Source organism: Acidovorax sp. Leaf160 (assembly GCF_001424265.1).
In the GTDB taxonomy this organism is placed as follows: domain Bacteria; phylum Pseudomonadota; class Gammaproteobacteria; order Burkholderiales; family Burkholderiaceae_C; genus Paracidovorax.
Genome location: NZ_LMOV01000001.1, coordinates 192,727 through 216,289 on the forward strand (window position 1 = coordinate 192,727; position 23,563 = coordinate 216,289).

The following is a 23,563-nucleotide window of genomic DNA, read 5'->3' on the forward strand; positions in this document are numbered from 1 at the left end:
CGTCAGCGCGGGCGGCCGGCGGGCGAGGGGGCCGAGGCAGGCGCGGCGGGCTCGGCAGGCGCGGCGGGCTCGGCAGGCGCGGCGGGGGGCGGGGCAGGCGCGGCAGGCGCGGCAGGCGCGGCAGGCGCAGCGGGGGCCGAGGCCATCTCGACGCGGCTGCGTCCGGCCCGCTTGGCGGCATAGCAGGCGGCATCCGCATCGGCGAGCAGGTCTTCGACGGCCTCGGCCGACCCCGCCGCGCCGCCGAAGAGGCGCAGTCCGATGCTGGCGCCAATGCGGAAGCCGCGTCCGTCCTCCAGCGTGAAGGGCTTGTCGTGGAGGGCATCGACGATCTGCCGGGCCGTCCGCCGGGCCGGCTCCTCGGGGCAGTGCGGCAGCACCATCACGAATTCGTCGCCACCCAGCCGCACCAGCGTGTCGCCCTGACGCACGCAGCGGGTCAGGCGCGCGGCCACCTGCTGCAGCACCTGGTCGCCCGCGGCGTGGCCGGCCTGGTCGTTCACGGACTTGAAGCCGTCCAGGTCGATGAACAGCAGCGCATGCCGCCCCGGCTGGCTGCACAGCTCCTGCAGCAGCGCATGCAGGCTGCGGCGGTTGAGCAAGCTGGTCAGCATGTCGCGCTGCGTTTCGCTGCGCAACTGCTCCGCCAGGATGCGCAGCTGCTGCTCGCTGGCGCGCAGCTCGCTCTCGTTGCGCTTGATGCCGCTGATGTCGGTATGCAGCGCATAGCTCTGGCCACCGGCGCTGCGGTTCATGGACACGCGCAGCCAGCGATGCCCCGGCAGGGGCAGCTCGAAGGGGGCGCCTGCGAAAAGGGCGGCATCGCGCAGGGCGGCAGCCAGATCCTGGTCGCGCTGCGCGCGCTCCTGCGCATGCTGGGGGGCGTCCCACAGCTGCTGCACGATCTGGGAGTAGGTGCTGACTTGGAGGGCCGACCTGGACGGCACGCCGTACAGCCTGAGGAAGCGGTCATTCGCCAGCAGGATGTGGCCTTCTCCGTCCATCACCGTGGCGGCTTCGCCCATGTCTTCCAGCATCTGTTGCGTGTTGGCGGGCAGCACCAGCGGGGGGTGGGGCAGGCTCGCTGGAGCCAGGGACCCTCCCGGGAACTCGCCGTCCGTCGCCACTTGCAGCCAGACGCGCAGCTGCCCGCCGGCGGGCAGCGGCCCCACGGCGACGCGCAGCCAGCGGCCGTGGTGCAGGAACACGAAGGGCTGGGTCTGCGAGCGGAATCGCTGCAGCCCATCGGCGATGAAACGGTCGATGTAGGGCAGGTCTTCGGGCGCCAGCCGCCGCAGGTAGAAGCGCCGCAGGTTGTCGACATAGGGCTCGCCCGCATGCACGTGGCCATCGTGTTCGGGAAAGAGCCGCAGGAACGAGGCATTCCACAGGACCGTCCGTTCCTGGGAGTCGAAGGCGCACAGCGCGATGCCGAGAGAGTCCAGCAGGTCGGCGGTCAGTTGAAGTTCCATGGCCGGCACGTTGGGGGGAAAGAAATTGGCGATCCATTCTGGCGATCGATAGCGAACTATGTAACCAAGTGCATAGGTCCAAGCCGTTTGATGGCGGGATTCCCGGGCGCTTCTGGGGCTTGACAGCTTCGCTAAACTTTGGAAATCGCCTGCCTCGCCCCGTTCCGCTCCGGTGCCGCGCCGTCCAGGCCGCAGTCCTTCTTCCTCTTTCCTTCTTCCTTCCCGAAAGCGCCGTCGACCATGTCCCTCATTCCCGTCACCATCCTCACCGGCTTCCTGGGCTCCGGCAAGACCACCCTGCTCAAGCGCCTGCTGACCGAGGCGCACGGCCAGAAGATCGCCGTCATCGAGAACGAGTTCGGCGAAGAGAACATCGACAACGACATCCTGGTGACCGACTCGAAAGAGCAGATCGTGCAGATGAGCAACGGCTGCATCTGCTGCACGATCCGCGAAGACCTGCGCGAGACGCTGCAGCTGCTGGCGGCCAAGCGCCGCAAGAGCCTGCTGGAATTCGACCGCATCGTGATCGAGACCACCGGCGTGGCCGACCCCGGCCCGGTGGCGCAGACCTTCTTCATGGACGAGGAAATCGCCGAGACCTACCTGATCGACTCGATCATCACGCTGGTGGACGCCAAGCACGCGGCCCAGCAGTTGAACGACCGCCAGGAGGCGCGCCGCCAGGTCGGGTTCGCCGACCAGATCTTCCTGTCCAAGACCGATCTGGTCACGGCGGAGGACACCGACGCGCTGATCCACCGGCTCAAGCACATGAACCCCCGCGCACCGATCAAGGCCGTGCATTTCGGCGAGGTGCCGATCGCCGAAGTGCTGGACCTGCGCGGCTTCAACCTGAACGCCAAGCTCGACATCGACCCCGAATTCCTCAAGGAGGACGGCCACGGGCACGGCCATGGAGACCACGGCCACGACCACGACCACCACGGTCACGACCATGCGCCCGGCGAGGCCTGCAACCACCCGTCGCATGCCCACGACCACGGCCAGGGGCACCATCACCACCATGACGACGACGTCAAGAGCTTCGTCTTCCGGGCCGAGCGGCCGTTCGACCCCGCCAAGCTGGAAGACTTCCTGGGTGCCATCGTCAACATCTACGGCCCGCGCATGCTGCGCTACAAGGGCGTGCTCTACATGAAGGGCACCGAACGCAAGGTGATCTTCCAGGGCGTGCACCAGCTGATGGGCAGCGACCTGGGCCCGCAGTGGGCCGAGGGCGAACAGCGCATGAGCAAGATGGTGTTCATCGGCATCGAGCTGCCCCGGGACATCTTCCTGCAGGGGTTGGAGCAGTGCCTGGTCTGAGGAGCTGATCGGCCGGTGGGCGAGCCGCGGGCAGGGCGCCTGGCGTAGGAGAGCGCCGCGTTTTCCGCCAGGGGCGCCGCAGGGGGTTTCCCCCCGGGCGCAGGTGGATACAATCGCGCCCCGGCAAAACCCCGGGAGCGCCCACCGGGTCAGCCCCTTCACGGGCCAGGAGACAGGAGACGAAGCAGCAGCGGAAACTTCCTTGCATTCCACTCGACGCGCGGTGGCCCCACCGGCCGCTCGCGCTGTTTCGGAATGCTTGAATTCGCCAAGCCGTCCCCTCCGAATGACCGTACCATCTTTGGAACCCACGGTGGCTTCCCTTTCGGATCGCCACAGCCAGCTCAATACCTACCATGCCTACCACCCTGCAAGCCCAATCCCCCGTGGCGGCCGCCAAGAAAGATCCCAAGCTGGCCAACAACTGGAAGACCAAGGCGGTCGAAGAGCTGTCCGATGCCGAAGTCATGGCCATGCCTGACAGCGAATACATGAACGACAAGCAGATGGCGTTCTTCCGCCGCAAGCTCGTTCAGCTCAAGCAGGACATCCACAACAGTGCCGGTGAAACCACCGAGCACCTGCGCGAAGACACCGTCGTCGTGCCCGATCCGGCCGACCGCGCCACCATCGAGGAAGAACACGCCCTCGAACTGCGCACCCGCGACCGCGAGCGCAAGCTGCTCAAGAAGATCGAGCAGTCCATCGCCCGCATCGACGCCGGCGACTACGGCTACTGCGACGAAACCGGCGAGCCCATCGGCGTCGGCCGCCTGCTGGCACGCCCCACCGCCACGCTGTCGCTGGAAGCCCAGCAGCGCCGCGAACTCAAGCAGAAGATGTTCGGCGACTGAGGGCGCCGTACGGCTTCCCGGGCGACCGCCAGATCGATACGCTGCCACAACCGTCTCACACGCTCCGCGCGCCCTACTGCATGACCAAGGAAGATTCGCCTGGTGGCCTGCTGTCCAAGATGGCGCGGTTCGTGCGCAACCCGACCGTCAACTGGGCCGAGCTGGACTCCATCGACGAGGACCGGGAAAGCCAGTACAGCAAGCAGATGCTCAAGGAGATGATCGAGCGCAAGCGCCGCAACGACTTCGTGCGGCGCCGTGAGTTCGATCAGCTGCGCAAGCTGCGCCAGCGCGAAGCCCTGCAGGGCCAGCGCATCGAAGACCCGACCGCGCGCCCCTCGTTCTTCCAGAGCAGCTTTTCGCCGCAACCCGATGACCGGGCCGGCACGCTCAAGAAGATCGACGAGATCGAGGCGCAGATGTCGCAGCAGTGGTGGAAGGGCGGCGGCCCCGAGGTGCCTTCCCGTCAGTCCCCTCCCTCCGCCGCCTCGGCGGCGCTGGCTGCGACGGCGGGCGACTCGAACCCCGCACCGTCCCTGGCGTCCGCGAGCGCCCTCGGAACCGCATCCGCGCAGGGCGACGTCCTGCAGCCTGCGGCCCGGCCGCTGCCAGGCCTGTCAGGCCCCCCCGCCCACGACGCCCAGGCCTTCGCGCCCACGGAGCCCGCCAGCCTGCCGGCCGACCTGGGGCGCTATCCCGAGTCCGCGACCGCAGCTCGCGCGCCCGAGGCGCAGGCGCTGTTCCCGCACGACAGCCGATTGGGCGCCCCCGGCTCGTCCAGCGCGCGTGCACCGCTGTCGCCGCCCGACGCATTCCGCACGTCGCCCGCGGACGGCGACGCCGAGCAGGCCGCCGCAGGGCAGCAGCGCGCCGAACTGGAGGCGGCGCCCGAATTCGTGCACGAGCCCGATCTTGAGGAAGCCGCCATCCGCTTCGCCAACGGCGACCATGCCGGTGCCGAGGCCGCCTTGCGCGACGTGCTGGCACTGCATGCCGGCGACGCACCGGCGCAGCAGCTCGAGATCTGGATGACGCTGTTCGATCTCTACCGGGCGACGGGCGAACATGAGCGCTTCGACGCGCTCGCCATCGATTTCGCGGCGATGTTCCACCGCTCCGCGCCGCTCTGGTTTTCGCTGCCGGCGCTGGTCGGTGCCGAGGCCGCCACGCCGGGCGACGCTGCGGCGGTGCCGTCGCCCCGCGAATTCAAGTGGTCTGCACCTCCCACCCTGGCACTGCAGTCGGTGGCGGCGCTGCAGGCCTCCGTCCAACGCGCCGTCGGGCCGTGCGTGCTCACCTGGTCCCGCCTGCACGCCATCGAGCCGGCGGCCGTGGCTGCGCTGGCCGACCTTTTCGGGCAGTGGGCGGACCAGAACCTGCAACTGGTGTTCCACGGCGTCGGCAGTCTGCTCGGTGTGCTGCAGCAGATCACGCCTTCGGGCGACCGCACGGCCGAACCCCAGGGCTGGCGCCTGCACATGGCGGCCCTGCGGCTGATGAACCGGCCCGAGGAATTCGAGCTGGTGGCGCTGGACTACTGCGTCACCTACGAAGTGTCGCCCCCGTCATGGGCCGCGCCACGCTGCAGCTACAGCGACGACGGCGAAGGCGCCACCGGCGGCCTTTCGCTGGCGCCGATGGACGATCCGCACTCGGGCCCCGGCTTCGAGATTTCGCGCCCCGCGCACATCGACGAGCCGATGCCCGAGTTGCGCGGCCGCGTGGAAGGCGACGCCGGTGCGCTGCTGGCCCCGCTGCTGGACATGGTGCCGGCAGGCGCGCCGCTGGTGGTGGTCTGCGACAAGCTCATCCGCGTCGATTTCGCGGCCGCCGGGTCGGTGCTGAACTGGACGGCCGACCTGGAGGCGCAGGGTCGCAGCGTGCACTTCGTGCGGCTGCCCCGGCTGGTGGCGGTGTTCTTCAACGTGATCGGCATCAACGAACACGCCCGCGTCGTGCCCCGCACGAATTGAGCCCCGGTCCGTTCCAAGCGGAGCCTTCCCGGGATTGTCCCGGCGCCCGTTGCGCTTGCAAAACGCCGTTCCGCCCCGATCTGCGGGCGCTATGGAACAGTTTCACGGCACCACCATTCTCAGCGTTCGCCGCCAGACGGCGGACGGCATCCAGGTCGCCATCGGCGGCGACGGCCAGGTCACCCTGGGCAACATCGTGGTCAAGGGCACGGCGCGCAAGGTGCGCAAGCTCTACCACGGCAAGGTGCTGGCGGGCTTTGCCGGCGCCACGGCGGATGCGTTCACCCTGTTCGAGCGATTCGAAGCCAAGCTGGAAAAGCACCAGGGCCACCTGACCCGCGCCGCCATCGAGCTGACTAAGGACTGGCGCACCGACCGCGTGCTGCGCCGCCTGGAGGCCATGCTGGCAGTGGCCGACGCCAGCGCCTCGCTCATCATCACCGGCAACGGCGATGTGCTGGAGCCCGAGCAGGGCATCGTGGCGATCGGCTCGGGCGGCGCTTACGCCCACTCGGCCGCCAAGGCGCTGCTGAGCCACACCGAGCTGTCGGCCGAGGACGTGGTGCGCAAGTCGCTGGCGATTGCCGGCGAGCTGTGCATCTACACCAACATGAACCACACCATCGAGACGCTCTGAGCGCCCAGGCGGACCGGCCGTGCCGCTGCGCCGCCTTGCTTTTGCTATCGAATGAATAGCTGTCTGCCCTGATTCGACGGGCGCAGGCGGCACTTTTCACATTGAATCCCTCAAAGGAAGGCGCTGCATGTCCTCCATGACCCCCCAGGAAATCGTCTCCGAACTCGACCACCACATCGTCGGCCAGAAGGGCGCCAAGCGCGCCGTGGCCATCGCACTGCGCAACCGCTGGCGCCGCCAGCAGGTGGAAGGCAGCCTGCGCCACGAGATCACGCCCAAGAACATCCTCATGATCGGGCCCACCGGCGTCGGCAAGACCGAGATCGCGCGCCGCCTGGCCCGCCTGGCCGACGCACCCTTCATCAAGGTCGAGGCGACCAAGTTCACCGAGGTGGGCTATGTCGGCAAGGACGTCGATTCGATCATCCGCGACCTGGTGGAGATGGCCGTCAAGCAGACGCGCGAAGCCGACATGAAGGGCCTGCGCGCCCGTGCCGAGGACGCGGCCGAGGACCGCATCCTCGACGTGCTGGTGCCGCCGGCACGCCATGCGCTGGCCGAACAGCCCGCGCGCTCCGGCGAACCCGTGCCCACCGACAACACGGCCCGGCAGGTGTTTCGCAAGAAGCTGCGCCAGGGAGAGCTGGACGACAAGGAGATCGACATCGAGGTGGCCGACGCCCGGCCGCAGCTGGAGATCATGGGTCCGCAGGGCATGGAGGACATGGCCGAGCAGCTGCGCGGCATGTTCAGCCAGATGGGCCAGGAGCGCCGCAAGACGCGCCGGCTCAAGATCGGCGAGGCCCTCAAGCAGCTGACCGACGAGGAAGCCGCCAAGCTGGTCAACGAGGAAGACGTGAAGACCCGGGCTTTGCAGAACGCAGAGCAGAACGGCATCGTCTTCATCGACGAGATCGACAAGGTGGCCACGCGGCAGGAAGCCAGCGGCTCGGACGTGTCGCGCCAGGGCGTGCAGCGGGACCTGCTGCCGCTGGTGGAGGGCACCACCGTGTCCACCAAGTACGGCATGGTCAAGACCGACCACATGCTGTTCATCGCATCCGGCGCGTTCCATCTGAGCAAGCCCAGCGACCTGATCCCCGAGCTGCAGGGGCGCTTTCCGATCCGCGTGGAGCTGGAGTCGCTGTCGGTGCAGGATTTCGAGGCGATCCTGACGCAAACCCATGCGTCGCTGGTCAAGCAGTACCAGGCATTGCTCGCCACCGAAGGTGTGACCCTCGAATTCACGCCCGAAGGCATCACCCGCCTGGCGCGCATCGCCTTCGAGGTGAACGAGCGCACCGAAAACATCGGCGCGCGCCGGCTCTCCACCGTGATGGAGCGGCTGCTGGACGATGTGAGCTTCGACGCTGCCCGGCTGTCGGGCCAGCACGTGAGCATCGATGCCGCCTATGTGGACGAGAGGCTGCAGACTCTGAGCCAGGACGAGGACCTGTCCAGATACATTTTGTAGTGCTGACGGCGGCGCAGTAGCCACTGCTTCAGGTTTCACATGCACACCACCACCTAAGTGCTTGCAAGATAAGGATTTTGTCGGTTTCCAACCTCAGGAATACCGCCTAAGTCGTTGATTTCATTGCAAAATTTTGTTGCACCCGTCCGGGATCGCTGTGCGTTTGCTGCTACAGTGGGAAAAAGTGCAATTAAGTGGTGAGAAGTGCCTTTTGAGTTCCATTCCGGGCTCAAGCGGTCGCCACCCATCTGGGGTTCCAAACCGTGTTTCAAGGGGCGTCATCGCTGAGTCTCGATGCCAAGGGGCGGCTGTCCGTGCCGACCCGGCATCGTGACGTCCTCTCGGCCACGGCGGGCGGCCAGCTCACCATCACCAAGCATCCGCATGGCTGCCTGATGCTGTTCCCACGTCCCGAATGGGAGAAGTTCCGCGAGCGCATCGCCGAGCTGCCCATGTCGGCCCAGTGGTGGAAGCGCATCTTTCTCGGCAATGCGCAGGACGTCGACATGGACGGCACCGGCCGGGTGCTGGTGTCGCCCGAACTGCGGCAAGCCGCCGGCATCAGCCGCGACACGATGCTGCTGGGCATGGGAAACCATTTCGAGCTCTGGGACAAGGCCACCTACGAGGCCAAGGAGGCCGAAGCCATGCAGGCGGCCATGCCCGACGTCTTTCAGGATTTCTCTTTCTAGGGCTGCCGGTGGATTCCTCTTTGCAACACACCACCGTTCTGCTCGCGGAAGCGGTCGATGCCCTGTTGGGCGCCGCCGGCCCTTCGCCGTCCGGCACGTTCGTCGATGGCACCTTCGGCCGCGGCGGGCATTCGCGCCGCATCCTGCTGCGGCTGGGGCCCGCGGGGCGGCTCATCGCGTTCGACAAGGACCCTGAAGCCATCCAAGAGGCAGCGCGCATCACCGATGCGCGTTTTGCCATTCGTCATGAAGGTTTCCGGAACCTGTCCGAGCTGCCGGAAGGCAGCGCCGCCGGCGTGCTGCTGGACCTGGGCGTGAGCTCGCCGCAGATCGACAGCCCCGAGCGCGGCTTCAGTTTCCGGTTCGACGGCCCGCTCGACATGCGCATGGACACCACGCGTGGCCAGAGCGTGGCCGAGTGGCTGGCCGAGGCCGAAGTCGGCCAGATTGCGGAGGTGATACGTGAATACGGCGAAGAGCGGTTTGCTGGCCCCATTGCAAAGGCGATTGTTGCGCGTCGGCAGGAACGCGGCCCACTCGCAACCACCGCAGAGCTGGCCGACCTCGTGGCTGGCGCGGTCAAGACCCGCGAAGCCGGCCAGAACCCCGCAACGCGCACTTTCCAGGCTCTTCGGATTTTCATCAACGCCGAGCTTGAAGAGCTGCAGCAGGCGCTAGAAGCCAGCCTGCGCCTGCTCGCGCCCAGCGGTCGGCTGGTGGTGATCAGCTTCCACTCGCTGGAAGACCGCATCGTCAAGCAGTTCATCGCCCAGCATTCCAAAGAGGTGTATGACCGGCGCGCGCCCTTCGCGCCGCCGCAGGCCATGCGTCTCGTCGCGCTGGACCGCATCAAGCCGGGTGCCGACGAAGTGGCGGCCAACCCCCGCTCGCGCAGCGCCGTGATGCGCGTGGCCGAACGCACCGGGGTGCCGGCATGACCGCTGCCCGTCTCGAACGCCATCCGGTGGCCGCCAAGGCGGTTCAGCCATGACGCGGCTCAACCTCATGCTGCTGCTGGCCGTCATGGCCAGCGCCATGTACCTGGTGCGCACGCAGTACGAATCGCGGCGCCTTTTCACCGAGCTCGACCGTGCCGTAGCCGAATCGCGCCGGCTGGAAACCGAACACCAGCGCCTGCAGGTGGAAAAGCGCGCCCAGGCCACGCCGCTGCGGGTCGAGAAACTCGCGCGCGACCGCCTGCAGATGCGCACGGCCACGCCCGCCATCACGCAATACGTCACCGACAGCGGCGACATCGTGCCGCCCGTGGCGCCGCCGCCGCCCACCACGCCCGCAGCCCATGCCTCCGGGAGGCGGCCATGAGCACGCGCAGCGTCAACTACACCTCCAGCCCGCTGCTGGCCGCGCGCACGCCGCTCTGGCGCAGCAAGTTCGTGGTCGCGCTCGTTGCCCTCGGATTCCTGGGGCTGGTGGGCCGCGCGGCCTATGTGCAGGTGATCGGCAATGCCTTCTTCCAGCGGCAGGGCGAGGTGCGCTTCGCCCGCACGCTGGAGCTGCCGGCCAACCGGGGCCGCATCCTCGACCGCAATGGGTTGATCCTGGCGTCCAGCGTGCCGGCCGCCAGCATCTGGGCCATTCCGGAAGACGTGGACCAGGACAGCCCCGACGTGCAGGCCAAGCTGCGCCAGCTGGCCAAGCTGCTGGAAATGCCGCTGCCCGCGCTCAAGTCCAAGCTGGCGGATGAAGACAAGACCTTCGTCTGGATCAAGCGCCAGCTCGACTGGGACGTCGGCCAGCAGATCGCCGCGCTCGACATCAAGGGCATCTACCAGCGCAAGGAATACAAGCGCCAGTACCCGGAGGGCGAATCGGCCGCGCACGTGGTCGGCTTCACCAACGTGGAAGACCAGGGCCAGGAAGGCATGGAGCTGGCCTTCAACAAGGAGCTGGGCGGCAAGCCCGGTTCGCGCCGCGTCATCAAGGATCGCATGGGCCGCGTGGTCGAGGGCGTCGGCGCCGAAGTGCCGCCGGTGGACGGGCAGGACATGCAGCTGTCCATCGACAGCAAGGTGCAGTTCTTCGCCTACCAGAAGCTGCGCGACCAGATCGCCCTGCACAAGGCCAAGGCCGGCAGCGTGGTGGTCATCGACGCGCACACGGGCGAGCTGCTGGCGCTGGCCAACTACCCGAGCTACGTGCCCGACAAGCGGCAGAACCTGACCGGCGAGCAGTTGCGCAACCGTGCGCTGACCGACGTGTTCGAGCCCGGCTCGACCATGAAGCCGTTCACCATCGGCCTGGCGTTGAACACCGGGCGGGTGAAGCCGGAAACCATCGTGGACACCAACCCGGGGCGCGTCACCGTCACGGGCTCGACCATCTCCGACACCAGCAACCACGGCGTGTTGACCGTCGAGGGTGTGATCCAGAAGTCCAGCAACGTCGGCACCACCAAGATCGCGATGCAGCTGCCGGCCAAGGAGATGTGGGAAACCTTCTCCGCCGCCGGTTTCGGCCAGAAGCCGCAGCTGCACTTCCCCGGCGTGGTCAGCGGCCGGCTGCGGCCCTACAAGACCTGGCGGCCGATCGAGCAGGCGACCATGTCTTACGGCTACGGCCTCTCGGCCAGCCTGGTGCAGATGGCGCGCTCCTATACGGTGTTCGCCAACGGCGGCAAGATCATTCCCGCCACCATGCTGAAGACGCATGAGCCGGCCGTGGGCGTGCCGGTGTTTTCCGAGCGCACGGCCGACCAGGTGCGCAAGATGCTGCAGATGGCGGCCGGCCCCGGCGGCACGGGGCAGAAGGCGCAGACCGTCGGCTATTCGGTGGGCGGCAAATCCGGCACGGCGCGCAAGCAGGTCGGCAAGCACTATGCCCAGGGCAAGTACCGCTCCTGGTTCACGGGCCTGGCCCCCGTCGACAATCCCCGCATCATCGTGGCCGTGATGATCGACGAACCCAGCGCCGGCGTGTACTACGGCGGTGCCGTCGCCGGGCCGGTGTTCGGTGAAGTCGTGCAGCAGACGTTGCGCATGATGGGCGTGCAGCCCGACATGGCGATCAAGCCGCAGATCGTCGCCAACCCGGTGGAGGAATCGCTATGAGCACCAGCCTCTCGCTCACTTCCGCGCAGGACGCCGTGCAATGGCTGCAGCAGCGCGTGACCGGCACGCTGCAGACCGACAGCCGCCGCGTGTCGCCCGGCGACGGCTTCATCGCCTGGCCCGGCGCCGCCACCGATGGCCGCGCCCACGTGGGCGATGCCCTGGCCCGCGGGGCTGCGGCCTGTCTGGTCGAGCAGGAAGGCATCGACGCCTTCGGTTTCGACCTGCCGCAGATCGCGGCGCTGCGCGGCCTCAAGGCCGCCACCGGCACCATCGCGGCCGAATGGTTCGGGCTGCCCACGCAGCGGCTGGACGTGCTGGCCGTGACCGGCACCAACGGCAAGACCAGCACCGCCTGGTGGCTGGCCGATGCGCTGAACGTGCTGTCCGCCCAGCAACTGGCCGCGCCCGGCGGCTGCGCCGTGGTCGGCACGCTGGGCCTGGGCGTGCCGCCCGCGCTCGAATCCACCGGCATGACCACGCCCGACCCGGTGCAGCTGCAGCGCGCTTTCCGCCGCTTTGCCGACACCGGCCATGTGGCCTGCGCCATCGAGGCGTCGTCCATCGGCCTGGCCGAGCACCGCCTGGCCGGCACCCGGGTGCGGGTGGCGCTCTTCACCAATTTCACGCAGGACCACCTGGACTACCACCCCAGCATGGCCGCCTACTGGCAGGCCAAGGCGATGCTGTTCGACGCGCCCGGGCTGCAGGCGGCGGTGCTCAACATCGACGACATGCGCGGCGCCGAGCTGCATGCCACGCTCTCCGAGCGCCCGCTGGACCTGTGGAGCGTCTCCATCCGCCAGCCCGCACGGCTGCAGGCGCGCGACATCGTCCATGGCGACTCGGGCCTCTCGTTCACCGTGGCCGAAGGCGCGCAGACGCATGTGCTGCAGACACGGCTGATCGGCCTCTACAACGTGTCCAACCTGCTGGGCGTGCTGGCGGCCCTGCGCGCCGTCGGCGTGCCGCTGGAACATGCGCTCTACGCCTGCGCCCAGCTCACCCCGGTGCCGGGCCGCATGGAGCAGGTCGCCCTGCCGGGCCAGCCCCTGGTGGCGGTCGACTACGCCCACACGCCCGACGCGCTCGACCAGGCCCTGCAGGCGCTGGCGCCGGTGGCCACCGCGCGCGGCGGACGCCTCTGGTGCGTGTTCGGCTGCGGCGGCAACCGCGATGCGGCCAAGCGGCCGCTGATGGGCGGCGTCGCGCAGCAGCGGGCCGACCAGGTCATCGTCACCAGCGACAACCCGCGCGGCGAGGATCCGGCGGAGATCATCCGGCAGATCCTGCAGGGCACGATCGCCGGCCTGACGGTGCGCGCCGAGCCCGATCGCGCCACCGCGATCGCCACGGCGCTGCAGGAAGCGGGCGCAGACGACGTGGTGCTGATCGCCGGCAAGGGCCACGAGGAGTACCAGGAGACGGCAGGCCAGCGCCACGCCTTCTCCGACCTGGAACACGCCCGCGCGGCGCTGCACCGCCGTCAGGGAGCCGCCGCATGAGCGCCGCTGCTTCTTCGCCGCCAGGCATGTTCACGCTGCAGCAGGCGCACGCCCTGCTGGCCGCGCGCGTGCCCGGCGCCCGACTGGTGGGCGACGGCGCCACGCCGCTCGGCCGCGTCCACACCGACACCCGCACCCTGGCGGCCGCAGACCTGTTCGTCGCGCTCAAGGGCGAGCGCTTCGACGCCAACGCCTTCCTGGCCGCTGCCCGCGCCGCAGGCGCCGCCGCTGCCGTGGCGCACGGGGGGCTGGAGGCCGCGGGCCTGCCGGGCATCGAAGTGCCCGACACGCTGCAGGCCCTGGGCGCCCTGGCCACCGGCTGGCGCGCGCAGTGGACGCTGCCGCTCATCGGCGTCACCGGCAGCAACGGCAAGACCACCGTGACGCAGATGACGGCCTCCGTGCTGCGCGCCTGGCTGGCAGACGCCGCTTTCGCCACGCAGGGCAACTTCAACAACGACATCGGCGTGCCGCTGATGCTGCTGCGCCTGCGGGCGTCGCACCGCGCAGCCGTGATCGAGCTGGGCATGAACCACCCCGGCGAGATCGCCTGCCTGGCCACCATGGCCGCGCCCACGGTGGCGCTGGTGAACAACGCCCAGCGCGAGCACCTGGAGTTCATGCACACGGTGCAGGCCGTGGCAGAGGAAAACGGCTCGGTGCTGGCCGCGCTGCCGCCAGACGGCGTCGCCGTGTTCCCGGCAGAAGACGAATACACCGCGCTCTGGCAGTCGCTGGCGGCCGGGCGCCGCTGCATCACCTTCGGCGGCGCCACGGGGCACGTGCGCTGCGCCGCCGCCGATTGGACGGGCGGCGGCTGGCGCGTGCGCATCGCCACGCCCCAGGGCGCGTTCGACACCACCCTGCACATCGCCGGCCGCCACAACGTGACCAACGCCCTGGCGGTGACCGCCTGCGCCGTGGCTGCCGGCGCGCCGCTGGCCGCCATCGCCGAGGGCCTGCGCGCCTTCGTGCCCGTCAAGGGCCGCTCGCGGGCCTTCGCGCTGGCGCAGGGCGGGAGCACCATCACCGTGGTGGACGACACCTACAACGCCAACCCCGATTCCATGCAGGCCGCCATCGACGTGCTGGCCGAGCTGCCCGGCCCGCGCCTGCTGGTGCTGGGCGACATGGGCGAGGTGGGCAACGACGGCCCGCGCTTCCATGCCGAGGCCGGCGAACACGCGCGCACCAGCGGCATCGGGCAGCTGTTCGCGCTGGGCGCACAAAGCGCGCACGCCGCGGCGGCCTTCGGCCCGGCGGCGCGGCATTTCGACGACATGGCATCGCTGCTGGCAGCGGTGCACAAGGCGCTGCCCGCCGTGGACAGCGTGCTGGTGAAGGGATCTCGGTTCATGAAGATGGAACAGGTGGTGCAGGCGCTGGAAGCCGGCATGCAACAGGACACGGCCAGCGCGGCCAGGACGGCGCCCGCGGCGCGCGAGGTGCCCGCATGCTGATCCTGCTGGCGCAATGGCTGCACGGCACGGGCAATCCCGAGCTGAGCTCGTTCCGCGTGTTCCAGTACCTCACCTTCCGCGCCGTGATGGCGGCGGTGACGGCGCTGCTCATCGGCCTGGTCGCCGGGCCCAAGGTGATCCGCATGCTGACCGCGCTCAAGATCGGCCAGCCGGTGCGCGGCTACGGCATGCAGACGCACCTGGCCAAGAGCGGAACGCCCACCATGGGCGGGGTGCTGATCCTGGGCGCCATCACGCTCTCCACGCTGCTCTGGGCCGACCTCTCCAACCGCTTCGTCTGGATCGTGCTGGCCGTGATGCTGGGCTTCGGCGCCATCGGCTGGGTGGACGACTGGCGCAAGGTCGTCAACAAGGACCCGGAAGGCATGCGCTCGCGCGAGAAGTATTTCTGGCAGTCCGTCATCGGCCTGCTGGCGGCGCTCTACCTGGTGTTCAGCATCTCCGAGAACTCCAACGCGCGCGTGTTCGAGCTGTTCGTCTCGTGGGTGCAGTCGGGCTTCTCGCTGGACCTGCCCCCGAAGGCCGGCCTGCTGGTGCCCTTCTTCAAGGAAGTCAGCTACCCGCTGGGCGTGCTGGGCTTCGTCATCCTGACCTACCTGGTCATCGTCGGCTCCAGCAATGCCGTGAACCTGACCGACGGGCTGGACGGCCTGGCCATCATGCCGGTGGTGATGGTGGGCGCCACGCTCGGGCTGTTCGCCTATGTGGGCGGCAACGTCGTGTTCTCCAAGTACCTGCTGTTCCCGCACATCGCGGGCGCGGGCGAACTGCTGGTGTTCTGCTCGGCGATGGCCGGCGCAGGCCTGGCGTTTCTGTGGTTCAACACCCATCCGGCGCAGGTCTTCATGGGCGACGTGGGCGCGCTGGCGCTGGGCGCGGCGCTCGGCACCGTCGCCGTGATCGTGCGCCAGGAAATCGTGCTGGCCATGATGGGCGGCATCTTCGTGGTCGAGGCGCTGTCCGTGATGATGCAGGTCGCCTGGTTCAAGCTCACCAAGCGCCGCTACGGCACCGGCCGCCGCCTGCTCAAGATGGCGCCGCTGCACCACCACTTCGAGAAAAGCGGCTGGACCGAAACGCAGGTCGTCGTGCGCTTCTGGATCATCACCATGCTGCTGTGCCTGCTCAGCCTGTCCACGCTGAAACTGCGATGAACGCTCCCGCCCCGCACCGCCCCGAAGACGACAACGAGATGCTCGCCAGTGACCCCACCGGCGGGCACGCCGCCGTGGGCGACTCTGCGGCGCACGGGTTGGCCGCGCCTGCCGTTCCTGCCGTGAGTGCAGCTGCTGCCGGGCCGGAGTCCGACGCCACCGACGCCGACGGTTCCCACGACGGCAACGACGGCAACGACGGCAACGACGCGTTCGATGGCACCCCCGCCACCGCCGCAGCCGGCACCGACCAGGACGCGGAACCTGTTGCCGCTGCGCCCGCAGGGGCGGAGTTGCCGGCGGACGGCTATGTGGCTCCCGCCATGTCGGCCGCGCAGTCGGCGGCGGAATTCGTGGCGCGCATCTTTGCCGACGTGGAGGCGCCGCCAGCCCAGGCCCTGGCTGCGGCTGCGGCAGCGGCGTCGTCCCCCGAGGGCGCCGATGCCGGCGACGGCCGCAGCGACGAGCCCGCGCCCCCGCTGGCTCCCCTGGGCGAGGCGCTGGCCGGTTCGATGCAGGGCCGCCAGGTGCTGATCCTGGGCCTGGGCGCATCCGGCCTGGCCATGGCGCGCTGGTGCGCGCGCTGCGGCGCGGGCGTCACCGTGGCCGACACGCGCGACGCGCCGCCCCAGCTCGCCACCCTGCGGGCCGAGCTGCCGCAGGTGCGCTTCATCGCCGGCGCCTTCGACGCGGCCCTGGTGCAGGCGCTGGAGCAGGGCGCCGGCCTGGACGCCGTCTACCGCTCGCCGGGGCTGTCGCCCCAGACGATTGCTCCTGTTTTGATAGCTGCAAGCGCCCATGGAATCGGCGCTGCAGGTGAATTGGCCTTGTATTCCCAGGCGCTGGCCGGCCTGCGCGCGTCGCACGGCTATGCCCCGGCCGTGCTGTGCGTCACCGGCACCAACGGCAAGACCACGGTCACCTCGCTCACCGGCCTGCTGGCCGACTGCGCCGGCCGCAGCGTGGCCGTGGCCGGCAACATCGGCCCGACGCTGATGGACACACTGGCCCAGCACATCGATGCCGACACGCTGCCGGAAGTCTGGGTGCTGGAGCTGTCCAGCTTCCAGCTGGACGACGCCGCCGGCTTCGAGCCCACCGCCGCCACCGTGCTCAACATCAGCCAGGACCACCTGGACTGGCATGGCGACCTGGCTGCCTATGCTCGGGCCAAGTCGCGCATCTTCGGCCAGACCGGCCTGATGGTGCTCAACCGCGACGACCCGTCGGTGATGGAAATGCTGGACGCCGCGCAGGCCCCCGCACCCGCAGCCCCGCCCGAAGGTGCTGCCACCGCGAAGAAGTCCGCCAGCCGCGCCAAGGCGCCCAAGCCGGTGCTGCGCAACCACGTCACCTTCGGCGGCGACATGCCCCGGCGGCCGGGCGACTTCGGCATCGAGGTGGTGGGCGGCATGGCCTGGCTGGTACGTGCGCAGGAGGCCGACGAAACCGCGCGCCGCCCGCGTGCCACCGCCGCGGCGGCCGACGACCTCTTCATCCAGCGCCTGATGCCGGCCGATGCGCTGCGCATCCGCGGCCGGCACAACGCCGTCAACGCGCTGGCCGCGCTGGCGCTGGCGCATGCCGCCGGCTGCGCGCTGGGGCCCATGCTCTACGGCCTGCGTGAATACCGGGGCGAGCCCCACCGGGTCGAACCCATCGGCATGGTCGGCGGCATCGAATACTTCGACGACAGCAAGGGCACCAACGTGGGCGCCACCGTGGCCGCGCTGAACGGACTGGGCGCCGACCGGCGCGTGGTCGTCATCCTGGGCGGCGACGGCAAGGGCCAGGACTTCACACCGTTGGCCGCACCGGTCGCCCGGTATGCCCGTGCGGTCGTGCTGATCGGCCGCGACGGCCCGCAGATCGGCGACGCGCTGCGGTCCGCGTGCGTGCCGGTCGAAACCGCCGCCACGCTGCCCGAGGCCGTGCAGCGCGCCACGCAACTGGCGCAGGCCGGCGACGCGGTGCTGATGTCGCCGGCCTGCGCCAGCTTCGACATGTTCACGGGCTACGAGCACCGTGCCCGCGTGTTCTGCGAGGCGGTGCGCGATATGGCGCACGAGGCCGGCCACGAACTGGAGGGCATGGCATGAACGGCAGCAGCTCCACCCACGCCACGCAGCGCGCTCCCGGCCTGCTGCAGCGGCTGCGCAGCTGGGCGGGCGGCGCGCCATCGGCCGCGGCCGACGTGCTGCCGGTGCGCGTGGGCGGCACCGAATACCGCCAGACCACCACCACGCCGGCCAGCGTGCTGGGGTTCGACCAGGCGCTGGTCTGGGTCGTCATCGGCCTGCTGGCCTGGGGCTTGGTGATGGTGTATTCCGCCTCCATCGCCATGCCCGACAACCCGCGCTTCGGCAAGATCGCGCCCACCCACTTCCTGGTGCGCCACACCATGGCGCTGGTGATCGGCTTCGTCGCTGCATTGCTCGCCTTCCAGGTGTCCATGGCCACCTGGGAGCGCATCTCGCCGTGGCTCTTCGTCGGCTCCATCGTGCTGCTGATCGCGGTGCTGGTGCCGCACGTAGGCACGGTGGTCAACGGCGCGCGCCGCTGGCTGTCGCTGGGCATCATGAACTTCCAGCCGTCCGAGCTGGCGAAATTCGCGGTGGTCATCTACGCCTCGGGCTATATGGTGCGCAAGATGGAAGTGAAGGAGCGGTTCTTCCGCGCCGTGCTGCCCATGGGCGTGGCGGTGGCGGTGGTCGGCGCGCTGCTGCTGGCCGAGCCCGACATGGGCGCCTTCATGGTGATCGCCGTGATCGCCATGGGCATTCTGTTCCTGGGCGGCGTGAACGCCCGCATGTTCTTTCTCATCGCCGCCGTGCTGGTGGGCGCATTCGCCATGATGGTCATGCTCAGCCCCTGGCGGCGCGAGCGCATCTTCGCCTACCTCGACCCCTTCAGCGAAGAGCATGCGCTGGGCAAGGGCTACCAGCTGTCGCACTCGCTGATCGCCATCGGCCGGGGCGAGATCTTCGGCGTGGGGCTGGGCGGCAGCGTGGAGAAGCTGCACTGGCTGCCCGAAGCCCACACCGACTTCCTGCTGGCCGTGATCGGCGAGGAATTCGGCCTGATCGGCGTCGTGGTGCTCATCATTCTCTTTCTCTGGCTCACCCGCCGCATCATGCACATCGGCCGCCAGGCCATCGCCCTGGACCGCGTCTTCAGCGGCCTAGTGGCGCAGGGCGTCGGCATGTGGATGGGCTTCCAGGCCTTCATCAACATGGGCGTGAACCTGGGCGCACTGCCCACCAAGGGCCTGACCTTGCCGCTGATGAGCTTCGGCGGCTCGGCCATCCTGATGAATTTGGTGGCGATCGCGGTGGTGCTGCGCGTGGACTATGAAAACAAACATCTCATGCGCGGAGGCCGCGCATGAGRTGTTTGTTTCGCCAAAACACAGCACCTGCCGCGCGCCAGCGCGGCGAGGCGCGCAGCGCCTTGCGCGGAGGCCGCGCATGAGGTGTTTGTTTCGCCAAAACACAGCAYCTGCCGCGYGCCAGCGCGGCGAGGCGCGCAGCGCCATGTGCGGGGGCCGCGCATGAGCGCCGTACAGAAAACCGCCCTGGTGATGGCCGGTGGGACCGGCGGCCACATCTTCCCCGGCCTGGCCGTGGCCGAGGAGCTGCGCGCACGCGGCTGGCGCGTGCACTGGCTGGGCACGCCCGGCAGCATGGAGTCCCGCCTGGTGCCGCCGCGCGGCTTTGCGTTCGAGCCCATCGATTTTTCCGGCGTGCGCGGCAAGGGCCCCGTCACGCTGGCACTGCTGCCGATGCGCCTGCTGCGCGCCTTCTGGCAGTCGCTGGCGGTGCTGCGCCGGGTGCGTCCGGACGTGGTGATCGGCCTGGGCGGCTACGTCACCTTTCCCGGCGGCATGATGGCCACGCTGCTGGGCAAGCCGCTGGTGCTGCACGAGCAGAACTCGGTCGCGGGCCTGGTCAACAAGGTGCTGGCCGGCGTGGCCGACCGGGTGTTCACTGCCTTTCCGGGCGTGTGGGCCAAGGCCCGCTGGGTGGGCAACCCGCTGCGCGAACCCTTCCTGCGCCAGCCCGACCCGGCGGTGCGCTTTGCCGGCCGCAGCGGCCCGCTGAAGGTGCTGGTGGTGGGCGGCAGCCTGGGCGCCAAGGCGCTCAACGACATCGTGCCCCGGGCCGTCGGACTGATTCCTGCCGCCCTGCGTCCCCAGGTCACGCACCAGAGCGGCGCCGCGCAGATCGACGCGCTGCGCGCCAACTACGAAGCCGCCGGGGTGCAGGCCACGCTCACGCCGTTCATCGACGACACGGCCACGGCCTTCGCCGAGGCCGACCTGGTCATCTGCCGCGCGGGCGCCAGCACGGTGACCGAGATCGCCGCCGTGGGCGCGGCGGCGCTGTTCGTGCCGTTCCCGCATGCGGTGGACGACCACCAGACCACCAATGCCCGCTTCCTGGTGCAGGCGGGCGGGGGCTGGCTGGTGCAGCAACGCAACCTGACCCCCGAGGGGCTGGCGGAGATGCTACAAAATACGGAGCGGCCCGCGCTGATGCAGCGGGCGCTGGAAGCCAAAAAGATGCAGAAAACAGAAGCCACCCACGCGGTGGTGTCGGCGTGCGAGGAACTCACCGCATGAAACACGCCATCCGCCACATCCATTTCGTCGGCCTGGGCGGCGCCGGCATGTGCGGCATCGCCGAGGTGCTGTTCAACCTGGGCTATGAGATCTCCGGCTCCGATCTGTCGGACAGCCCCACGCTGCGCCGGCTGGCGGGGCTGGGCATCCGCACGCACGTGGGCCATGCGGCCGCGCACATCGAGGGCGCGGACGCAGTCGTCACCTCCACGGCCGTGCAGGAGGGCAACCCCGAAGTGCTGGCCGCGCGCGTCAAGAAGATTCCGGTGGTCCCCCGCGCGCTGATGCTGGCCGAACTGATGCGCCTCAAGCGCGGCATCGCCATTGCCGGCGCGCACGGCAAGACCACCACCACCAGCCTGGTGACCAGCGTGTTGGCCGAGGCCGGGCTGGACCCGACCTTCGTGATCGGCGGGCGCCTGAACAGCGCCGGTGCCAACGCCAAGCTGGGGCAGGGCGACTACATCGTGGTGGAGGCGGACGAGTCCGACGCCTCGTTCCTCAACCTGCTGCCCGTGATGTCGGTGGTGACGAACATCGACGCCGACCACATGGAAACCTACGGGCACGACTTCGGCCGGCTCAAGGGCGCGTTCGTCGAATTCCTGCACCGCATGCCGTTCTACGGCACGGCCATCCTGTGCATCGACAGCCCGGCCGTGCGCGACATCGTGCCGCAGGTCACCTGCCCCATCACCAGCTACGGCTTCAGCGAGGACGCCCAGGTGCGCGCGGTGGACGTGCGCGCGTTGGGCGCGCAGATGCATTTCCGCGTGCAGCGCCGCAACGGCGTCGTGCTGCCCGACCTGGACGTGGTGCTGAACCTTGCCGGCGAACACAACGTGCTCAACGCGCTGGCGGCCATCGCCATCGCCGCCGAGCTGAGCATTCCGGACGACGCGCTGCTGCGCGCGCTCGCCGGCTTCCGCGGCGTGGGCCGGCGCTTCCAGGGCCATGGCGACCTGCCGGCGAAGGACGGCGGCACGTTCACGCTCATCGAAGACTACGGCCACCATCCGGTGGAGATGACTGCCACGCTGGCCGCCGCGCGCGGCGCCTTCCCCGGCCGCCGACTGGTGCTGGCGTTCCAGCCGCACCGCTACAGCCGCACGCGCGACTGCTTCGAGGATTTCGTGAAGGTGATCGGCAGCGCCGACGCCGCGCTGCTGACCGAGGTCTATGCGGCGGGCGAGTCGCCCATCGTCGCCGCCGACGGCCGTGCGCTGGTGCGTGCCGTGCGCGTGGCCGGCCAGGTGGAGCCGGTGTTCGTGGAGGCCGTGGCCGACCTGGCGGAGCGCATCGCCGACACCGCCCGGGACGGCGACGTGGTGGTGTGCATGGGGGCGGGCTCCATCGGCGGCGTGCCCGCGAAGGTGGTTGGTTTGCTACAAAAAAATGAGCATAATGCGCTGCAGGAGAGGGCGCCATGAGCATGAATGACCTGAATATCGACGTGCGAGCGCTGGGCAAGGTGGCGGTGCTGATGGGCGGCTCGTCCGCCGAACGCGAGGTGTCGCTGATGTCCGGCGGCGGCGTGCTGCAGGCGCTGCGCGCGCGCGGCGTGGACGCGCATGCCTTCGACCCTTCGCAGAGCCCGCTGGGCGAGCTCAAGCGCCATGGCTACACGCGCTGCTTCATCGCACTGCACGGCCGGCATGGCGAAGACGGCACGGTGCAGGGCGCGCTCGAACTCATGGGCATTCCCTACACCGGCCCGGGCGTCATGGCCTCCAGCATCGCCATGGACAAGATCATGACCAAGCGCATCTGGCGCTTCGAAGGCCTGCCCACGCCGGACTGGCGCCTGGTCTCCAGCGCGGCGGAAACGGCGCAGGCACTCGAGGCCCTGGGCGCGCCGATGATCGTCAAGCCGTCGCGCGAAGGTTCCACCATCGGTCTGACCAAGGTCACTTCGCCCGGCCAGTGCGAGCAGGCCTACCTGCTGGCCTCGCGCTACGACCCCGAAGTGCTGTGCGAGGAATTCATCGAAGGCGAGGAAACCACCTGCCCGATCCTGGGCCAGGGCGCACAGGCGCATGCGCTGCCGGTGATCCGCATCGTGGCGCCCGAGGGCAACTACGACTACCAGAACAAGTACTTCACCGACGTCACGCAGTACCACTGCCCGAGCGGCCTGCCCGAGGCCGAGGAGCGTGAGATCCAGCGCCTCGTGGTGGAGGCCTTCCGCACGCTGCAGTGCCGTGGCTGGGCGCGTGCCGACATCATGATCCGCGCCAGCGACCGCAAGCCGTTCCTGCTGGAGATCAACACGTCCCCCGGCATGACGGGCCATTCGCTGGTGCCCATGTCGGCGCGTGCGTCGGGCATCAACTACGAAGCGCTCTGCCTGCGGATCCTGGCGAGCGCCTCGCTCGACAGCGCGCAGGGCCAGCCGGCCGGCGACGGCACCTCGCAGGACTGCGCATGAACAACGCGCTGCCCGCACCGTTCGACGTCAAGCTCATGAACTGGACCGCCTCGGCCCTGTTCGTGGGCTGCGCCGCGCTGGTGCTGGCGGCGGCCGGCTCCTGGCTGCTGCGCCTGCCGGTGTTTTCCATCGGGCGCATCGTGGTGCAGGGCGAGCTGGTGCACAACAACCCGGTCACGCTGCGCGCCAACGTGGGCCCGCACCTGGTGGGCAATTTCTTCACCGTGGACCTGCAGGCCGTGCGAGAAGCCTTCGAGCAGGTGCCATGGGTGCGCAGCGCCATGGTGCGCCGCGAATTCCCCAACAGCCTGCGGGTCGAGCTGCAGGAACACCAGGCCGCAGCGGTCTGGGGCGCCGAGGGCGGCAACAAGCTGGTCGACAGCCGGGGCGAAGTGTTCGAGGCCAACAGCGACGACGTGGAGGGCGACGATCTGCCGCGCCTGGTCGGCCCCGAGGGACGATCGCTGGAAGTGCTGCAGATGGTGCGCAGCCTGGTGCCGGTACTCAAGCCGCTGGGGCCCGAAATCGACCAGCTGGAGCTGACCGGACGCGGCGGCTGGCGGGTGACCCTCGAAGGAGGCGCGCTGATCGAGCTGGGCGGCGGAACCCCGGCGCAAGTGCTGGCGCGGGCGCAGCGTTTCGTGCAGACCGTGCCGCAGGTCGCTGCGCAACAGGGCCGCCGCATCGATGCGCTGGAGCTGGCCGATCTGCGGCACGACAACGGCTACGCGCTGCGACTGCGCGGCGTGAGCACCGTCACCGCCGAGATGGCCGCCAAGCCCCGGCCCGTGCGTGCGCCGGTGCGCTCCGGCGCCGCCGGCGCGCGGCCGGCCACCACCGTCGCACCGGCAAGAACAACAGGGCAGACCCGCTGA

General features: G+C 69.3%; 19 protein-coding genes. 18 read left to right on the forward strand and 1 reads right to left on the reverse strand.

Annotated features, from left to right (window positions below; translation table 11 throughout):
- Positions 1 to 2: 2 nt before the first annotated feature.
- Positions 3 to 1,472: a sensor domain-containing diguanylate cyclase gene (locus tag ASF94_RS00815; RefSeq protein WP_082492876.1), complete on the reverse strand. Its 1,470-nt coding sequence runs from the start codon at positions 1,470 to 1,472 to the stop codon at positions 3 to 5.
- A gap of 240 nt (positions 1,473 to 1,712) precedes the next feature.
- Here ASF94_RS00815 and ASF94_RS00820 point away from each other — a divergent pair, with 240 nt between their 5' ends.
- From ASF94_RS00820 to ASF94_RS00905, 18 genes are all read left to right on the forward strand, one after another.
- Positions 1,713 to 2,801 (forward strand): GTP-binding protein, encoded by a 1,089-nt coding sequence (locus tag ASF94_RS00820; protein ID WP_056660132.1) that lies wholly within the window; start codon positions 1,713 to 1,715, stop codon positions 2,799 to 2,801.
- A 356-nt stretch (positions 2,802 to 3,157) separates the two neighbouring features.
- Complete coding sequence (gene dksA / locus ASF94_RS00825; protein ID WP_056660134.1) at positions 3,158 to 3,655, forward strand: RNA polymerase-binding protein DksA; 498 nt, start codon at positions 3,158 to 3,160, stop codon at positions 3,653 to 3,655.
- Positions 3,656 to 3,735: 80 nt separating this feature from the next.
- Positions 3,736 to 5,628, forward strand: a complete 1,893-nt coding sequence (locus ASF94_RS00830) for an STAS domain-containing protein (RefSeq protein WP_056660137.1) — start codon at positions 3,736 to 3,738, stop codon at positions 5,626 to 5,628.
- Between the two features lie 91 nt (positions 5,629 to 5,719).
- Positions 5,720 to 6,265: an ATP-dependent protease subunit HslV gene (gene hslV / locus ASF94_RS00835; RefSeq protein ID WP_056660140.1), complete on the forward strand. Its 546-nt coding sequence runs from the start codon at positions 5,720 to 5,722 to the stop codon at positions 6,263 to 6,265.
- 127 nt (positions 6,266 to 6,392) lie between these two features.
- Positions 6,393 to 7,739 carry an ATP-dependent protease ATPase subunit HslU gene (gene hslU, locus ASF94_RS00840; protein ID WP_056660143.1) on the forward strand — a complete coding sequence of 449 codons (1,347 nt, stop codon included), beginning with the start codon at positions 6,393 to 6,395 and terminating at the stop codon, positions 7,737 to 7,739.
- A 263-nt stretch (positions 7,740 to 8,002) separates the two neighbouring features.
- Positions 8,003 to 8,431 (forward strand): division/cell wall cluster transcriptional repressor MraZ, encoded by a 429-nt coding sequence (gene mraZ, locus ASF94_RS00845; protein ID WP_056660146.1) that lies wholly within the window; start codon positions 8,003 to 8,005, stop codon positions 8,429 to 8,431.
- Positions 8,432 to 8,439: 8 nt separating this feature from the next.
- Positions 8,440 to 9,369, forward strand: coding sequence for a 16S rRNA (cytosine(1402)-N(4))-methyltransferase RsmH (gene rsmH, locus ASF94_RS00850; RefSeq protein ID WP_056660149.1), 930 nt, complete (start codon positions 8,440 to 8,442; stop codon positions 9,367 to 9,369).
- A 49-nt stretch (positions 9,370 to 9,418) separates the two neighbouring features.
- A complete protein-coding gene (ftsL, locus tag ASF94_RS00855; RefSeq protein ID WP_056660152.1) occupies positions 9,419 to 9,754 on the forward strand; it encodes a cell division protein FtsL in 336 nt (111 codons plus the stop codon).
- Positions 9,751 to 11,499: a penicillin-binding protein 2 gene (locus tag ASF94_RS00860; RefSeq protein ID WP_056660155.1), complete on the forward strand. Its 1,749-nt coding sequence runs from the start codon at positions 9,751 to 9,753 to the stop codon at positions 11,497 to 11,499. Before ftsL ends, ASF94_RS00860 begins: the two co-directional genes overlap by 4 nt.
- On the forward strand, positions 11,496 to 13,004 hold the full coding sequence (locus ASF94_RS00865) for a UDP-N-acetylmuramoyl-L-alanyl-D-glutamate--2,6-diaminopimelate ligase (protein WP_056660159.1): 1,509 nt from the start codon (positions 11,496 to 11,498) through the stop codon (positions 13,002 to 13,004). Before ASF94_RS00860 ends, ASF94_RS00865 begins: the two co-directional genes overlap by 4 nt.
- Positions 13,001 to 14,464, forward strand: a complete 1,464-nt coding sequence (murF, locus tag ASF94_RS00870; protein WP_056660162.1) for a UDP-N-acetylmuramoyl-tripeptide--D-alanyl-D-alanine ligase — start codon at positions 13,001 to 13,003, stop codon at positions 14,462 to 14,464. Before ASF94_RS00865 ends, murF begins: the two co-directional genes overlap by 4 nt.
- Entirely contained in the window at positions 14,458 to 15,639 is a 1,182-nt protein-coding gene (gene mraY / locus ASF94_RS00875; RefSeq protein ID WP_056660165.1) for a phospho-N-acetylmuramoyl-pentapeptide-transferase, read from the forward strand. The genes murF and mraY overlap by 7 nt, the downstream gene beginning before the upstream one ends.
- Complete coding sequence (murD, locus tag ASF94_RS00880) at positions 15,636 to 17,738, forward strand: UDP-N-acetylmuramoyl-L-alanine--D-glutamate ligase (RefSeq protein WP_235505196.1); 2,103 nt, start codon at positions 15,636 to 15,638, stop codon at positions 17,736 to 17,738. The genes mraY and murD overlap by 4 nt, the downstream gene beginning before the upstream one ends.
- A complete protein-coding gene (gene ftsW / locus ASF94_RS00885; RefSeq protein WP_056660168.1) occupies positions 17,735 to 19,027 on the forward strand; it encodes a putative lipid II flippase FtsW in 1,293 nt (430 codons plus the stop codon). The genes murD and ftsW overlap by 4 nt, the downstream gene beginning before the upstream one ends.
- A gap of 162 nt (positions 19,028 to 19,189) precedes the next feature.
- Positions 19,190 to 20,260: an undecaprenyldiphospho-muramoylpentapeptide beta-N-acetylglucosaminyltransferase gene (gene murG, locus ASF94_RS00890; RefSeq protein WP_056660171.1), complete on the forward strand. Its 1,071-nt coding sequence runs from the start codon at positions 19,190 to 19,192 to the stop codon at positions 20,258 to 20,260.
- The gene (gene murC / locus ASF94_RS00895) at positions 20,257 to 21,690 is read left to right on the forward strand and encodes a UDP-N-acetylmuramate--L-alanine ligase (RefSeq protein WP_056660174.1); all 1,434 of its coding nucleotides are present in this window, start codon (positions 20,257 to 20,259) and stop codon (positions 21,688 to 21,690) included. The genes murG and murC overlap by 4 nt, the downstream gene beginning before the upstream one ends.
- The gene (locus ASF94_RS00900; RefSeq protein WP_056660177.1) at positions 21,687 to 22,688 is read left to right on the forward strand and encodes a D-alanine--D-alanine ligase; all 1,002 of its coding nucleotides are present in this window, start codon (positions 21,687 to 21,689) and stop codon (positions 22,686 to 22,688) included. Before murC ends, ASF94_RS00900 begins: the two co-directional genes overlap by 4 nt.
- Entirely contained in the window at positions 22,685 to 23,563 is an 879-nt protein-coding gene (locus tag ASF94_RS00905; RefSeq protein WP_082492877.1) for a cell division protein FtsQ/DivIB, read from the forward strand. Before ASF94_RS00900 ends, ASF94_RS00905 begins: the two co-directional genes overlap by 4 nt.